This window comes from Nonomuraea sp. H19 (assembly GCF_052068215.1).
Taxonomy (GTDB): domain Bacteria; phylum Actinomycetota; class Actinomycetes; order Streptosporangiales; family Streptosporangiaceae; genus Nonomuraea.
In genome coordinates, this window is sequence record NZ_JBQHCV010000007.1 from 32488 (window position 1) to 46726 (window position 14239).

Annotated in this window: 15 protein-coding genes; 9 read left to right on the plus strand and 6 right to left on the minus strand. The window is 68.7% G+C overall.

The genetic code is table 11. The annotated features are described in order from the left end of the window. Both ACTMTI_RS16570 and ACTMTI_RS16575 read left to right on the plus strand, forming a co-directional pair. Nucleotides 1–1212: an MFS transporter gene (locus ACTMTI_RS16570; RefSeq protein WP_441121236.1), complete on the plus strand. Its 1212-nt coding sequence runs from the start codon at nt 1–3 to the stop codon at nt 1210–1212. Nucleotides 1213–1391: 179 nt separating this feature from the next. After that, on the plus strand, nt 1392–2129 hold the full coding sequence (locus ACTMTI_RS16575; RefSeq protein ID WP_441121237.1) for a VOC family protein: 738 nt from the start codon (nt 1392–1394) through the stop codon (nt 2127–2129). A 271-nt stretch (nt 2130–2400) separates the two neighbouring features. Here ACTMTI_RS16575 and ACTMTI_RS16580 read toward each other — a convergent pair whose 3' ends face one another. Next, a complete protein-coding gene (locus tag ACTMTI_RS16580; protein ID WP_441121238.1) occupies nt 2401–3342 on the minus strand; it encodes a LysR family transcriptional regulator in 942 nt (313 codons plus the stop codon). A gap of 126 nt (nt 3343–3468) precedes the next feature. Between ACTMTI_RS16580 and ACTMTI_RS16585 the strand changes: the two genes are divergently transcribed. Together ACTMTI_RS16585 and ACTMTI_RS16590 are read left to right on the plus strand one after the other, a co-directional pair. Then, nucleotides 3469–4725 carry an MFS transporter gene (locus ACTMTI_RS16585; RefSeq protein WP_441121239.1) on the plus strand — a complete coding sequence of 419 codons (1257 nt, stop codon included), beginning with the start codon at nt 3469–3471 and terminating at the stop codon, nt 4723–4725. Next, on the plus strand, nt 4722–5318 hold the full coding sequence (locus ACTMTI_RS16590; RefSeq protein WP_441121240.1) for a cysteine hydrolase family protein: 597 nt from the start codon (nt 4722–4724) through the stop codon (nt 5316–5318). Before ACTMTI_RS16585 ends, ACTMTI_RS16590 begins: the two co-directional genes overlap by 4 nt. Nucleotides 5319–5456: 138 nt before the next feature. Here the strand turns inward: ACTMTI_RS16590 and ACTMTI_RS16595 are convergent, their stop codons facing one another. Next, nucleotides 5457–5909: a MarR family winged helix-turn-helix transcriptional regulator gene (locus tag ACTMTI_RS16595; RefSeq protein ID WP_441121241.1), complete on the minus strand. Its 453-nt coding sequence runs from the start codon at nt 5907–5909 to the stop codon at nt 5457–5459. Between the two features lie 106 nt (nt 5910–6015). On the opposite strand from ACTMTI_RS16595, the gene ACTMTI_RS16600 reads away from it, so the two are divergent. Further along, the gene (locus ACTMTI_RS16600; RefSeq protein ID WP_441121242.1) at nt 6016–6849 is read left to right on the plus strand and encodes an alpha/beta fold hydrolase; all 834 of its coding nucleotides are present in this window, start codon (nt 6016–6018) and stop codon (nt 6847–6849) included. Nucleotides 6850–6971: 122 nt separating this feature from the next. Here the strand turns inward: ACTMTI_RS16600 and ACTMTI_RS16605 are convergent, their stop codons facing one another. The 3 genes from ACTMTI_RS16605 to ACTMTI_RS16615 form a co-directional block, all read right to left on the minus strand. Further along, nucleotides 6972–7292: a hypothetical protein gene (locus tag ACTMTI_RS16605; protein ID WP_441121243.1), complete on the minus strand. Its 321-nt coding sequence runs from the start codon at nt 7290–7292 to the stop codon at nt 6972–6974. Between the two features lie 249 nt (nt 7293–7541). Further along, the gene (locus tag ACTMTI_RS16610; RefSeq protein ID WP_441121244.1) at nt 7542–7907 is read right to left on the minus strand and encodes a hypothetical protein; all 366 of its coding nucleotides are present in this window, start codon (nt 7905–7907) and stop codon (nt 7542–7544) included. A 295-nt stretch (nt 7908–8202) separates the two neighbouring features. Then, a complete protein-coding gene (locus tag ACTMTI_RS16615; protein ID WP_441121245.1) occupies nt 8203–8865 on the minus strand; it encodes a TetR/AcrR family transcriptional regulator C-terminal domain-containing protein in 663 nt (220 codons plus the stop codon). A 63-nt stretch (nt 8866–8928) separates the two neighbouring features. On the opposite strand from ACTMTI_RS16615, the gene ACTMTI_RS16620 reads away from it, so the two are divergent. Beyond that, nucleotides 8929–9624: a DUF998 domain-containing protein gene (locus ACTMTI_RS16620; protein ID WP_441121246.1), complete on the plus strand. Its 696-nt coding sequence runs from the start codon at nt 8929–8931 to the stop codon at nt 9622–9624. Between the two features lie 294 nt (nt 9625–9918). On the opposite strand, the gene ACTMTI_RS16625 is transcribed toward ACTMTI_RS16620, so the two are convergent. After that, nucleotides 9919–10626 carry a MarR family transcriptional regulator gene (locus ACTMTI_RS16625; RefSeq protein ID WP_441121247.1) on the minus strand — a complete coding sequence of 236 codons (708 nt, stop codon included), beginning with the start codon at nt 10624–10626 and terminating at the stop codon, nt 9919–9921. Nucleotides 10627–10892: 266 nt separating this feature from the next. Here ACTMTI_RS16625 and ACTMTI_RS16630 point away from each other — a divergent pair, with 266 nt between their 5' ends. The 3 genes from ACTMTI_RS16630 (at nt 10893) to kdpA (ending at nt 14237) form a co-directional block, all read left to right on the plus strand. Beyond that, entirely contained in the window at nt 10893–12041 is a 1149-nt protein-coding gene (locus ACTMTI_RS16630) for a DUF418 domain-containing protein (protein WP_441121248.1), read from the plus strand. A 445-nt stretch (nt 12042–12486) separates the two neighbouring features. Beyond that, entirely contained in the window at nt 12487–12576 is a 90-nt protein-coding gene (locus ACTMTI_RS16635; protein ID WP_441121249.1) for a potassium-transporting ATPase subunit F, read from the plus strand. Next, nucleotides 12576–14237 carry a potassium-transporting ATPase subunit KdpA gene (gene kdpA / locus ACTMTI_RS16640; protein WP_441121250.1) on the plus strand — a complete coding sequence of 554 codons (1662 nt, stop codon included), beginning with the start codon at nt 12576–12578 and terminating at the stop codon, nt 14235–14237. Before ACTMTI_RS16635 ends, kdpA begins: the two co-directional genes overlap by 1 nt. Nucleotides 14238–14239 lie beyond the last annotated feature (2 nt).

Consider the following 14239-nt stretch of genomic DNA (forward strand, 5'->3'; position numbering starts at 1 on the left):
ATGGCCCTGATCCTGCTGCTGGCCTTGGCCTGCGGAGTGGCGGTCGGCAACGTCTACTTCCCCCAGGTCGTCAGCCCTTCGGTGGCGGCCGACCTGGACGTTGCCCCCGAAGTGGCGGCACAGGTGGTGACCGCGACGCAGTTCGGCTACGCGGCCGGGATCGTCCTGCTGGTGCCGCTCGGCGACCGGATCCCGCACCGCCGGTTGATCGTCAGCCTGCTGGTCCTCACCGGCCTGGGGCTCCTCGCAGCGGGCAGCGCGCCCACGCTGGGACCGCTGCTCGCCGCCGGCGTGTTCGTCGGCGTCACGACCGTGGTCGCACCGATCATCGGCCCGATGGCGGCCGGGTTGGTGAGCGAGGACCGCCGCGGGATGATCAGCGGCATGCTGCTGAGCGGGGCGCTGGGCGGCATGCTCCTGTCGCGCGCGCTCGGCGGGACTCTCGCCCAGTGGCTGGGCTGGCGCGCGCCGTACCTGGTGGCGGCGGCACTCGTCCTGATCGTCGCGCTCTTCCTGCTCCGTGCGCTGCCGACGACCACCCCGCCGTCGGCACAGCGGTATCCGGCGCTGCTGGCCGAGCCGCTCCGTCTGCTGCGGACCGAGCCGGAGCTGCGCCGCTCCTGTCTCTACCAGGCCACGGTCTTCGCCGGCTTCTCGGCGGTCTGGACCGGCGTCACGCTCCTGCTGACCGGTCCGGCCTACGGCCTGGGCGCGTCGGCGGTCGGCGTGCTCGCCCTGGTCAACGCGGCGACGATGTTGTGCACGCCGATCGCCGGACGCCAGGTCGACCGGCGCGGGCCGGACACGGTCAACCTCGTCTGCCTGATCGCGGTCATCGCGTCTTCGCCTGTGCTCGCGATCGGCGGTCTCGGCGGGACGCTGGGCCTGGCGGGGCTCGCGTGCGGATCTCTGCTGCTCGACATCGCCATGCAGTCAGGGATGGTGGCCAACCAGGTCCGCATCTACGGCCTGCGTCCCGAGGCCCGCAGCAGGCTCAGCACCGCCTACATGGCCTGCGCGTACGTCGGCGGCGCCGCGGGTTCCTGGCTCGGGACAGGCGCCTACGGCCAGGCTGGATGGCCGGGGGTGTGCGCGCTCGTGGCGCTGCTCGCCACACTCGCCCTGGCCTGTCACCTCATGGCGGTGTACGGCCGAAGACTCCGTCTCGTTGACATTCTCGTGAACGAGGGAGATTCCCGCGGTCGCCCGTGAGGGTTCAGTCCTGGGCGTTCCGGCCCTTCGTCGTCGCCGCCAACCCGCCGTCGCCGGGCCGCAGATCAACGTGGAGCGCCCGGAGCGAAGCGCCGACGGTTTCGTCCGCGGGCCGGGGGTGGCGTATGGCCCACTGGCTCGTTCATAACGCCCAACTACCCAGGCATATGATCGGCGGCATGGCGCTGCGACTTGTTCAGGTGAATATCAAGGCCCGGGATGACTCGGCGCTCGGCCGGTTCTGGGCGGAGGCGCTCGGCTGGGGTGTTTCCAGTGAGGGACCCGGCGTGACCAACCTCGAACCCGAGGGCTTCGCCTGGCCGGACCCCGACGCCTTCTACGTCGATCTCGTCACCGTCCCGGACCCCGAAACGGTGAAATACCGCGTGCACCTCGACCTCGCCACCACCTCTGCCGCCCATCAGGCGGAGTTGGTCGCGCGCCTGCAGAAGCTCGGTGCAACGCCCGCCGATGTGGGCCAGGGCGACGTCCCGTGGACAGTCCTGGCCGACCCGGAGGGCAACGTGTTCTGCGTGCTGGAGCCTCGATCGATCTACCGGGACACCGGGCCGATCGCCGCGGTGGTGGTCGACTGCGCCGATCCGCGGGCCATGGCCCGGTTCTGGGACGAGGCGATGGACTGGACCCTGCACGAGGTCACCGACGATCATGCGCTGCTGCGCTCCGCCAAGGGTGTCGGCCCGTATCTGAAGTTCATTCGCACGTCCGGCGTGAAGACCGTGTGGAACCGCGTCCATCTCGACCTGCTGCCGTACCCCATTGAGGATCAAGAGGCGGAGGTAGCCCGGCTACGGGCTCTGGGCGCCACCGCCGCCGACGTCGGCCAGGGCGATGTTCCGTGGAAGGTCCTGGCCGACCCGGAGGGCAACGAGTTCTGCGTCCTCGGACGGGGCTGACGCAAAGCTTCTTCACCTGCGGCTCGTACAACGGCTCCTCGGCGGCGTCGTCGGCATCTTCCCGTACAGCGAGGCCATCGCCGTCCGGCCTGCGCTGTCCTGACGTCGACCTGCGGCTGGCGGCGGCCATCTTCGGCAGCGAAGTGGGGCCGCTTCTCGCCGTGAAATCGCAGAAGTTCGCGCCGCGCGTGGCTGCTGCAGCTTGAGTTGAGTTCCTCGGATCTTCCATAGCGTTCCCGCGCCTGGCCATGGTCGCAGACGCGGCGGCGTTTCAGCGCGGAATCACCCAGCCCGGCGTCCAGATCCCGGCAGCGTCGTGGCTGGCCGTTGTGGCGGCGAGGTAGGCGCGGAGGGTGGCCAGCCCTGGATGGGGGTTGTCGCGGCGCCACAGGAGCGAGTGCGGGTATACGGGCGTCGGGCCGGTCACCGGGATGCGGCGCAGGCCGTGGTCGGCAGGCCAGATCAGGCGGGTCTGCTCGCCCATGAAAGTGGCCAGGGCCGGGGTGTCGGCGATGGTGTCAAGGAGCGCGTCGGAGCCGAAGTTGGGGCCCGTCGCCTCGATGGTGAGACCGAACTCGGCGACGAGATCGTCGTAGTAGGCGGCCCACTCGGTGCCGGGGACGATGCCGGGCATCCAGATCCGGTGGCCGGCGAGCTGAGCAACGGTCAACGACCGGGCGCCCGCCAGCGCGTGGGCGGGCCCGGTGAGGAGTTGGAGCGCCTCGTCGAGCACCCGGACGGACTCGATGTCCTCAGGAAGGGGTCGGCCGGGCACGCCGACGGCGCGGAAGGACGCGTCGATCGCGCCGGACCGAATGGCGGCGACGGCCGTCTCGACATCGAACAGCATCACCACGTCGAGCTCGATCTCGGGGTGCGCCCGGTGGAAGCCGCGCATCAGGCCCGAGGCCGCGCTGCGTGAGGCGATCACGTCGACGCGCAGCGGACGGCTGCCGGGCAGCACGGACGCGACCGCGCGCTCGGCGACGCGCAGCAGCTCGCGCGCGTGGGGCAGGAACGCCTGCCCGTCGATGGTGAGCCGGGCCCCGCGCGCAGTGCGGGTGAACAGCCGCACGGCGAGGTCCTTCTCCAGCCCGGCGATGCGCTTGGAGACGGCCTGCTGGGTGATCGACAAATCTGCGGCGGCCTCCTGGAACTGGCCGGTGTCCACGACGGCGACGAACGTGCGCACAGCATCGAGATCCACAGCCACCGACCTTAGCGCACAACTCATAGTTGTGTTCCTTCGGCCGGCTGGTTGTTTGACCTGCCTACTAGCTGCGCGTTTTGATCTCTCAAATCAACGAGTGGTTGTTTCCTAGAGATGGCGGGGTGCGCGTTGAGAAGGTCCCTGGGGCGGCAGTTCAGGTGGTTCTGGGCGGCATATGCGGTCAGCACGTTCGGCACATGGCTCGCGTTCGACGCGTTCGCCCTGATCGCGATTCTCGCTCTGGACGCAGGGCCTACCGAGGTGTCGGTTCTGGCCGCCGCGGGGCTCGCGGTCGGGGCGGTGGTCGCGGTGCCGCTCGGGCCGTGGGTGGAGTTCCGGCGCAAACGGCCGGTGATGATCGCGATGGACCTGATCCGGTTCGCGGCGCTGATGAGCGTTCCCGCCGCCTACGTGCTCGGCTGGCTGAGCTTCGCTCAGCTCCTGGTTGTGGCGGTCGTTGTCGGCGCGGCCGACATCGCCTTCACCGCTGCGAGCGGAGCATGCCTGAAGGCGCTCGTCCCGTCCGAGGACCTGCTCGTTGCGAACGGGCGGTTCGAGGCCACGACCTGGACCGCCACCGCGCTCGGGCCGCCGCTCGGCACCGCCGCGATCGGGCTGGTGGGCCCGGTGACGAGCGTGGCGGCCAACGCGGCCAGCTTCCTCCTCTCGGCCGCGGGGATCCGCGCCATCGGCGGGCGGGAGCCACGTCCCGAGAGAACCGCCACACCGCCCCGGCCTGGAGTCGGCGACCTGCTGGAGGGATGGCGCTATATCCTCGCCAGCCCGGCGCTGCGCCCGTTGTTCTTCAACACCGTCCTGGTCAGCGGCCTGATCATGGCAGCCTTACCGTTGCTCGCCGTCCTCATGCTCGGCGAACTCGGGTTCGCACCCTGGCAGTACGGCCTCGCCTTCGGCGTCCCCTGCATCGGCGGCCTCATCGGCTCGCGGCTGGCCCGCCCGCTCCTCGCACGGTTCGGACAACACAAGGTCATGCTCACCGCCGGGACGCTGCGCGCGTGCTGGCCACTCGGATTGGCCTTCATCCACCCCGGCCCCACCGGGCTCCTCCTCGTCATCGCCGTCGAACTCGGGCTGATCACCTGCATGGGCGTGTTCAACCCGGTATTCGCTACCTACCGGCTCGAACAGCTCCCGTCGGACCGGGTCGTCCGCACGCTGTCTGCCTGGTCGATCACCAGTAAAGCCACCATCGCGGCCATGACCGGCGTGTGGGGCCCGCTGGCCGGCCTCACCGGTCCCCGCACCGCGATCGCGATCGCCGGTCTCCTGCTCCTGGCGACCTCGCTCCTCCTTCCTCGACACGACCGCACGCTCCAACTGCAGAACGCCGGACAGGCGCCACCAGAAAGGCAAACACTCGCATGAGCACCACCCCCGCGCTCGACCCCGCGCACACCGCCCTGCTCGTCATGGACTATCAGCCCGCGATCCTCGCGCTGCTACCCGAAAGCGACAGTGAAGCCCTGCTGGGACGCATGGAAAAGGCAATCGCCGACGTTCGCGCCAGGGGCGGCACCATCGCCTATGTCCGGGTCGGCTTCACCGAGGCCGACTGGGCTGCGATCCCGCCCACCAACAGGTCTTTCGCACCGATCGCCCAGCACCGTCTCATGCACCACGCAGACCTTGACACCGCTATCCACGAACGTCTCGCTCCCCAGGACGGAGACATCATCGTGCGTAAGATCCGTTACGGCGGCCTATCCACCACCGACCTCGATCAGCGGCTGCGCGAACGCAGCATCACGACTCTGATCATCGCGGGCATCAGTACCAGCGGCGTCGTCCTGTCCACCGTCCTCGACGCGGCCGACCGCGACTACCAGCTCTACGTCCTGGCCGACGGCGTCGCCGACCCTGACCCCGAAGCGCACGACGTCCTGCTCCATCAGGTCTTTCCCGCACGGGCCCACATCCTCGAAACCGCCGAGTTGCACACCCTCCTGCGGGCTGACTGACGCCAACCGCGCCCGCCCTGCGTGGCATGGCCGCTAGAGAGGCCGAACAGGCCCAAAGGAACTCAAGGAATGGGTCTGTCCAGGGCGTGTCCAGTCGTCGGAGTCGAGTGGTGACAGGCTGAGTGGGTGCAGGGCCACTCAGTCGCGCAGGCGGGTGAGCGCCTGCGGAGCCAGGTGCCGTGCGAGTTTCTCCAGCAAGGTGGTGACCTCGGCGACCTGCTGAGGGTCGGTGGTGTCCAGGGCTTTGGCCAGGGCGGCGTCGATCGAGGTCGCGCGGACCTGCCCCACACGGTCGGAGATCTGGGGTGCGGGCCGAATGAGGAGTCGGCGGCGGTCGCGGGGGTCGGGTTCGGTGATGACGGCACCGGCCTCGCGGAGCCGGGCTATGGCCGCCGACACCGCGCTCTGAGGCAGGCCGGTGCGGGAGGCGATCTCGCCGACCGCCGATCCGGGGTGCGCGCGCACATCGCTCACCACGATCAGCACCGTGCGGGCATTGGCCGGCTGCTCGCCGAGTCCCTCGGTAGGCAGCGCTTCCTCGCCGATCTTCATCAGCGTGCGGCCCAGCAGGAACAGGTCGACTCCGTTCATGCGACCCAAGATACATCAGAGAAGATGCATCTAAGTTGATGCATCAGAATTGATGCTTTACGGTGATCGTGCCCAAGGCAACACAGCCCTCAGCGAAGGACCCGCCATGACCACCATGACCACCGGCCACCTGCCCGTCCCCGGCGCCACCCTCCACTACGAAGTGCGCGGCACCGGTCCGACGCTGCTGATCTCCCAAAGCGGCGAAGGCGACGCCGGCCGCAGCACCGACCTCGTCGACCAGCTCACCGACGCCTACACCGTCATCACCTACGACCGCCGGGGCCTGTCCCGCAGCACCCTGACCGACCCCGCGCAGGGCGTGACCCTCGCCCAGCACGCCGACGACGTGCACCACCTGCTCGCCGAACTCACCGACGGACCCGCCCTCATGCTCGGCTGCAGCCTCGGCGCCTCGATCGGCTTCCACCTGGCCCTGCGTCACCCCGGCCAGATCAGCATGCTCATCGCGCACGAGCCGGTCACACCGCGCCTGCTCCCCGCCGAACAGCGCGCCCACCATGAGGCGGAACTGCGGGAAATCCAGGAGATCCACCGCAGGGACGGCCTTGGTGCGACCTTCAAGGTGGTCGCCCAGGTGCTCGGCATCGACCCCGCCAACCCCGACGCCGAAGCCGGCCTCACCCCGCAGCCGATGACGTCCCAGCGGACGCGCAACTTCGACTTCTTCGTCGAGCACGACTTCACTGCCATCCTCCACGACACCATCGATGTCGCCGCCCTGACCACCGCCCCGACCCGCATCGTCCCGGTCGCAGGACAGACCACCCCGCGAACCGTCTTCGACTACAAGTGCGCCGTCGCACTGGCCGACCTGCTCGGCACCGACCTGCACGAGTTCCTTGGCGGCCACAACGGCAACACCACCCACCCCCGCGCCTACGCCGCCCAGCTCTGCCGCGTTCTGCAGAACGCCTGATCTCTCCGCTTTCACGGAGACACCATGTCAGTCTCCACCCCGATCCGACCGAGTTGACGACGCGCTTCAAGCCTCTGGTGGCGGCATCGGGCCGCTCAGGGCCGGGCGGCTGGTGCGCCCCTTCAGGCCAGACGAAGGAGAGCGGACGCCGCCTCGACGCTCGCGACGACGTCGAGACCGCCCCAGCGGACAGGCCAGGAGAAGCGGCGGTCGACGGTCCAGGCCAGAACGGCGTCGAGGTCGTCCGGAGAGTCCAGGCGGTCCTCGTCGGCGACCACCAGGGCCGCGGCAGGTCCGACGGCGGGGTCGGCGATCCGCCCGCCCGTCCGCGGCACCTCGTCCACGACGCTCGCCCCAGCCCCCTGAAGCCGCATCCTCAGCTTCGCGACGGACTCGGTACGGAACCTGCCGGCCACGACGACGGTCTTGCCTCGAAGATCCATAGCTGTGGAGGATAGACGAACCATGCAGCGTCATATGGCGCAAATCAGGTTGGACCGCGCCGGCCGGTGACCATCTCCAACCCAGGAAGCGACCAAACCGAAGCGGTCCTCATCAGTACCAGCGTGACCGCGATGAGCTGGCTCACCCCGCACACAAGCGCGCTCGCGGCAGAGCGGCCGGGGCCGTGCCGGCTGGACCGGACGGTACCAAGGTCATCGGCCCGTCTCGTGGGATCCTCGGCATATGGCCTAGTCGAAGGGGACGCCGTCGAAGGTGCCGGACAGGGCTGGTCGGGTGGAGAACGCCGTCCAGGTCAGCTTCACCTCGTGGGTGCGTCCGCCGGTCTCGGCCGTGAGGGTTGCGGTGGCGCGGCCGTCCGGGGTAAAGATGATCGGGCCGCTGACCCGTAGGTCGCGCACGAACCGCACCCCGTCGAGCGTGATGTCCTGACCGAAGGTGACCTGGCCGCCGCGCAGCCCCGGCTCGTTCGGCCGCCCGAAGTAGTAGAAGGCGTGCGGATTGCGGCGGGCGGTGGCGTCGGCGGCGGTGGCGAAGGTGGCCGCGAGGATCCGCCGCCGGCCGGGGCCGAGCCTGCGGTCCGGGTGCGGCGCCACTTTCCCGTGCTCCGAGTTTCTTCGGCCTCTTGGAGGATTCTCTCTGGGAGCGTGTTCCCAGAGCCGTCTGCGACCGCGAGATGATCTCAGGGCAACACCCCTGCTGACCGTGGCGGTATGGACGGCGGTGATCATGTCGATGTCTCCGTTCTGAGTGCGCGGGGATGGGTCAGCGGGCGATGTGCAGATAGTTCTCGACCGAGCTCGCACTGATCGTGCGCTTGCCGTACGCGTGGGAGCCCTTGAGGTTGTGCTCCTCCAGCGTCAGGTCTCCGCGGGCCAAACGAGCCAGGTGTCAGAGGGCGCTGGAGCGCTGGAGCGCGGCGGCCGTGCCGTCGATCAGGGTGCGAAGGCCGTGGTCGAAGGCTTCGTCCCCGAGCGTGCTGCCGCCTTCGCGGATCGCCAGGAGCAAGGTGGCATCCGTTCCGCGCTCCAGTAGGGCGGTCACCGCCGCGAGCCGCTGTGACGGCTCGTCCGCGCTCTCTTGCCGCTCGGCCTGTTCCCGGAGGACGAAGCCGTTGATGTAGCTGGTGCAGCTCCCGATCGTACGCAGCGCAAGCAGTGGGGTGAACCCGCAGGCGACCAGCGCGGTGAGCTCCTCGTCGAACAGTCTGATCGTCGCCGGGCTCATGCTGGCCGCGTTGGCGACCAGGCGGGCACCGTCGCGGTGGGCGAGCAACGAGGCCCGGTAGGCGTGAGCTCGGCCGGTGAGCCAGTCCTGCCAGCTCTCGCCTTCGCGGGGCGGGCCCATCCCGGCGGCCAGGATGATCGCGTCGGCCATGCCGTCGAGCAGTTCCTGCTTGGTGCGGATGTGCCAGTAGAGCGCCGGGGACTGCACGCCCAGCTCGGTGGCGAGCCTGCGTACGGTCAGCCCGTCGAGGCCGACTTCGTTGAGCAGGCGAAGCGCCGTTTCGATCAGGGTGTGCCTGCTGAGTGCCGGGCGCTTGGTCTCGCTCATCGGTTGACAGCTTAGCAGCGCTAAGGCAGCATGATGGCCTTAGCACTGCTAAGGAGGCGGAAGATGTGGCTGACCAGGTCCTTACTGGCGTGCGGCGCTGTCGCCGGCCCGCTGTTCATCGTTCTGGTTCTGATCCAGGACTACACGCGTCCCGGCTTCGACCCCCGGCGGCAGCCGCTCAGCCTGCTGAGCTTGGGCGACCTGGGCTGGATTCAGATCGCCAACTTCGTGGTCACCGGACTGCTGTACGTCGCGTTCGCGGTGGGGATGCGGCGCATGCTGCATCCCGGCCGCGGTGGGACGTGGGGACCACTGCTGATGGGCGCTTTCGGAACCGGTCTAGTCATCGCGGGGCTCTTCCGCACCGCCCCTGGGTGGGGCTATCCGCAGGGAGCGCCGACCGGCGTGCCCACCGACGCCGGCATGAGCTACGTGTTGCACGGGGTCGGCTTCTTTGTGGTGGTGGTCTCGCTGATCGCGGCCTGCTTCGTGTTCACCCGGCGGTTCACTGCGCTGGGCGAGCGACGATGGGCGGTCTCGTGTGCAGTCACCGGGGCGGCACTGCCGACGATCTACATGCTGTCCGGCGTGCTGTCGGAGCGCGGTGAGAACTCACAACCCCTGAGCCTCCTGCTTCGCCTCGTGGCCTTGGTGGGCTGGGGGTGGGCTTCGCTCCTGGCGGTACGGCTACGCCGGGAAAGCACGATCGCATTGGACCGGGTGGGCGGGGCGACCGGCCTGTCGTCGAACACGCACTGACCCCCGGCGCCCAAGACGACAACTGCTCCGCCCATGTACGCGATCACACGAACGGCCGCCGATCTGCCATGAGCAGGGGCTCCGCACTCTGACTCGGCGCGCGACTTGGGCCAAGGCCGGGGCCGATCAGCAGCGTCCAGGTGTCCAGCACGGTCGCGAGAAGCGCGGTCGCCGCCGGTGTGGCAAGGGTGGTGACGAGGACAGCCCGCGTGATGGCGGCGTGGGCCTGCCGGGGTCGCTCGGCTCGTGGAGATCTTCACCAAGTTCGTCGGACAGCGACTAACGGTTGGTCGTTCACTTGGCAAAGGAGGCCTGTCGCCAGTCCTCGGCTGCCTGGATCATGTGGCGGCCCACGTGGTCGAAGAACTGGCTGACGTCCTTCAGCCGGGCGCCGGCCGGCGTCGTGGCGCCGACGACCTCGGCTCCTTTGCGGGCGAGCTCGGCCAGCACAGCGTTCTGCCGGGCGCTGACGAGCCAGCCTTGGAACCAGACGTCCGCGTCGATGACGTACCGGTCGCGGCGTCGGCGCGGGTCGCGTTCACGCCGGATCAGACCCTGCTGTTCGAGCTCGCCGACGGCCTTGGAGATGGACGCCGGGCTGACCTGAAGACGCCGGACGAGCTCGGCGGCGGTGAGGCTGCCACTGTCGGTGGTGTAGAGGCAGGTGAGCACGCGAGCGGTCATGCGTGACAGCCCCGTCTGGATCAGTGACCCGGTGAACTGCTCCTCCAGGTCGCGGACCGCTCGCGGGTCGCGGCCGTGCGCGTCGGCGGCCGGTGGCGGCGCCGGTGAGGTGGGCCGGCGCCGGCGGGCGCGGCCCGCGGTCGCCTGCTGCGCCCGGTCGGCACGGTAGCCACCGGCTCCCCCGTTGCGAGCGATCTCGCGGGTGATGGTCGAGATCGGCCGTTGCAGGCTTCTGGCGATCTCGGTGTACGTGAGGCCTTCGGCCAGGCCCTTGGCGATGTGCTGGCGGTCCTGGTAGGTCAGCCTGCCTCCCGGCATCGGTAGTCGCCTCCCGCTGTTCGTCATCCTCGGCCGGCTGAGTGCCGGGAAAACAGTATTGCGTTCGCGAGCACATCATTGCAAGAAGCCGTGACATCTCTTGCATTCGCCTACATAGTCATTGCAAATCTTTATCTGATTTACCAGGAAGAACGGGATAATGAGCTGCTGCATACGTTGACTAAATCATGAAGGCAAACTAGCGTTTGCCGAGCAATAAACGCGTACTATCGCGACTCGGCGTCTAGGAAACGGATGGAATCGGCATGACCCTGACCGCCCCCACCAGCGTGACCGCGAGATCACTCGCGCCGGATTTAGCGCGTGGCGTCATGCTCCTGTTGATCGCCCTGGCGCACGCGCCCGCGTTCGTCAGCGATGGGAACATCGGCCCGGCCGCGCTCAACACCGCCGCGAAGTTCATCAAGTCCCTCCTGGCCGACAACCAGGCCCGCGACATGTTCGCGTTCCTGTTCGGCTACGGGCTCGGCCAACTGGCCCACCGTCAGCAGGCCCGAGGCAGCGACTGGATCTCGATCAGGAAGCTGATGCGGCGGCGGGCCTGGTGGCTGATCGCCATCGGCTTCACCCACTCGGTGCTGCTCGTACCGCTCGACATCATCGCGGTCTACGGGATGATACTGCTGGTGCTCGCCCCTCTCGTACGAGCGCGGGACTCGGTACTTCTGTGGACGGGCCTCCTGTCGCTCATCCCCGCAACGCTGCTGCTGGCCTGGCAGAGCGTGCAGGCCCAGGCCGGGCCCGTCACCATGGCCCAGTTCATGGAGCCCACCTTCGGCGCCCACGTCGTGGCTAGCATCCCGACGTGGCCGGTGGAGACCGCCATCTCCACCATCATGGTCGTCCCGGGCATGCTGCTGGGAATCTGGGCCGCCAGGCGCAGGATCCTCGACGAGCCCGAACGGCACGCGCCGCTGCTGGCCCGGGTCACCGTGATCTTCATCGCCATAGCCGTCATCGGCAGGCTCCCCGCCGCCCTGCTGGCCGCCGGCGCGTGGACGAACACCTCGGTCACCGTCGGCTGGAGCGTCGCGATCGCACACGACCTGACCGGATACGCAGGCGGCATCGGCCTGGCCGCCGCCATCGGCCTCGTCGCGATCAAGGTCCGGGGCGGCCGGGTCACCACGGCACTCGCCGCTTTGGGTCAGCGTTCGATGACCTTCTACCTGTTCCAATCGGTGGTGTGGGTGACGCTGTTCTACCCGTTCACTCTGGGCCTGAGCGACAACATGAGTTTCGCCCTCACCTTCGGGCTGGCCATCGGCGTCTGGCTGGTGTCGATCCTGCTGGCGGAGGGGATGCGGGTGGCGGGCTACCGCGGCCCCGCCGAGGTGCTGCTCCGCAGGCTCTCGTACCGCTCCCGCCCCAGATCTTCACGCACGGTGGCGTGAAGACCAAAACCTGGCGCGTGCAGCGGCCTGCGGCGCGCCGATCCCATCATCCGATGCCTGCACAGCCCCGGTGTACTTGTGGCCCGGGATCCGGGGTCAGGCGCGTCTGATCACGCAGGTCATCATGGCGCCGAGCCGCCCGTCTTGACGGCTCCCGAGCGGCAATGGGCCGATGACGGCATAGGCCCCGACATGCCGAACAGGCCCTCTCGGGGCCGGGGCGTAGAAATGCCATCAATATTTGGGCCGCGACCGTATGGATCCCGTCAAGAACGGCCAAACCCCTCAAATCTCAGGATTTGCTTGCCTTTGAGCCGCCCGGACAGGGGCGGCGGAAACGAACCAGTCCAGATTGAGGAGTGGGGATGACGGACGTCGTCTTCGTCGCCCTGACGATCGCGGTCTTCGTGGTCTTGGGGTTGGTCGTGCGGGCGGTGGAGCGGTTGTGAGCGCCGTCAACGCCGCCGGTCTCGTCGCGGTCGCCGGCCTGGTGATCTTCATGGTCGCGGCGCTGCTGTTCCCGGAGCGTTTCTGATGTCCTCGACTCTGGCCGGGATCCTGTTCATCGCGTCCCTGCTGCTCGCCTTGGCCCTGTGCTACAAACCACTGGGCGACTACATGTATCGCGTCTACACCGGCACCAGGCACAACGCCGCCGAGCGGGTGATCTACCGGCTGCTCGGCGTCCAACCCGACGGCGAGCAGCGCTGGGGCGTCTACGCGCGCAGCGTGCTGGCGTTCTCGATGGTGTCGATCCTGTTCCTGTACGGCCTGCAGCGCCTGCAGAGCCACCTGTTCCTGTCCCTCGGGATGAAGCCGGTCGAGCCCGCGCTGGCCTGGAACACCGCGGTCAGCTTCGTCACCAACACCAACTGGCAGGCGTACTCCGGGGAGTCCGCGATGGGCCACCTGGTGCAGACCGCGGGCCTGGCCGTGCAGAACTTCGTCTCCGCGGCCGTCGGCATGGCGGTGGCGATCGCCCTGGTCCGCGGCTTCGCCCGCAAGAAGAGCGACACGCTGGGCAACTTCTGGGTGGACCTGGTCCGCGGCACGATCCGCATCCTGCTGCCGATCGCGTTCGTCGCCGCCCTGGTCTTGGTGGCCGGCGGCGCGATCCAGACGTTCGCCGATCACAGCACGTGGACGACGCTGACCGGCGGCGAGCAGACGTTCACCCCGGGCGCCGTCGCGTCGCAGGAGGCGATCAAGGATCTGGGCACGAACGGCGGCGGCATCTTCAACGTCAACTCGGCCCACCCGTTCGAGAACCCGACGTCGTGGACGAACTGGTTCGAGATCTTCCTGCTGCTGGTGATCGCGTTCAGCCTGCCGCGCACGTTCGGCCGGATGGTGGGCGACAACCGGCAGGGGTACGCGATCGTGAGCGTGATGGCGAGCATCTTCACCATCAGCGTGGTGCTGACCAACTGGGCCGAGCTGAGCGCGGGCGGCACGGTGCCGCAGGCCATCGGCGCGGCGATGGAGGGCCGCGAGGTTCGCTTCGGCATCTCGAACTCGGCCATGTTCGCCTCCTCCACCACCTTGACGTCGACGGGTTCGGTGGACTCCTTCCACGACTCCTACACCGCGCTCGGCGGCGGCATGCTGATCTTCAACATGCTGCTCGGCGAGGTGGCTCCGGGCGGGGTCGGCGCGGGTCTGTACGGCATCCTCATCCTGGCCGTGATCACGGTGTTCGTGGCGGGCCTGATGGTGGGCCGCACCCCTGAGTACCTGGGCAAGAAGATCGGCGCCCGCGAGATCAAGCTGGCCTCGCTGTACTTCCTGGTCACCCCGGTGCTGGTGCTGGTCGGCACGGCGGTGGCGATGGGCACCGAGGCCGGCCGCGCGGCGATGCTCAATTCCGGTCCGCACGGTCTGTCGGAGATCCTGTACGCCTACACCAGCGCGTCCAACAACAACGGCTCCGCCTTCGCCGGCGTCAGCGTGAACACCACCTTCCACAACACCACACTGGGCCTGGGCATGGTCTTCGGCCGGTTCCTGCCGATCGTCCTGGCCCTGGCTCTGGCCGGTTCGCTGGCCAGGCAGACACCTGTCCCCGAGAGCGCCGGCACCCTGCCCACCTACCGGCCGCAGTTCGTCGGCCTGGTCGTCGGCGTGACGATCATCCTGGTCGCCCTCACTTTCCTCCCGGCCCTCGCGCTCGGACCGCTCGCGGAAGGAATCCGCTAGAG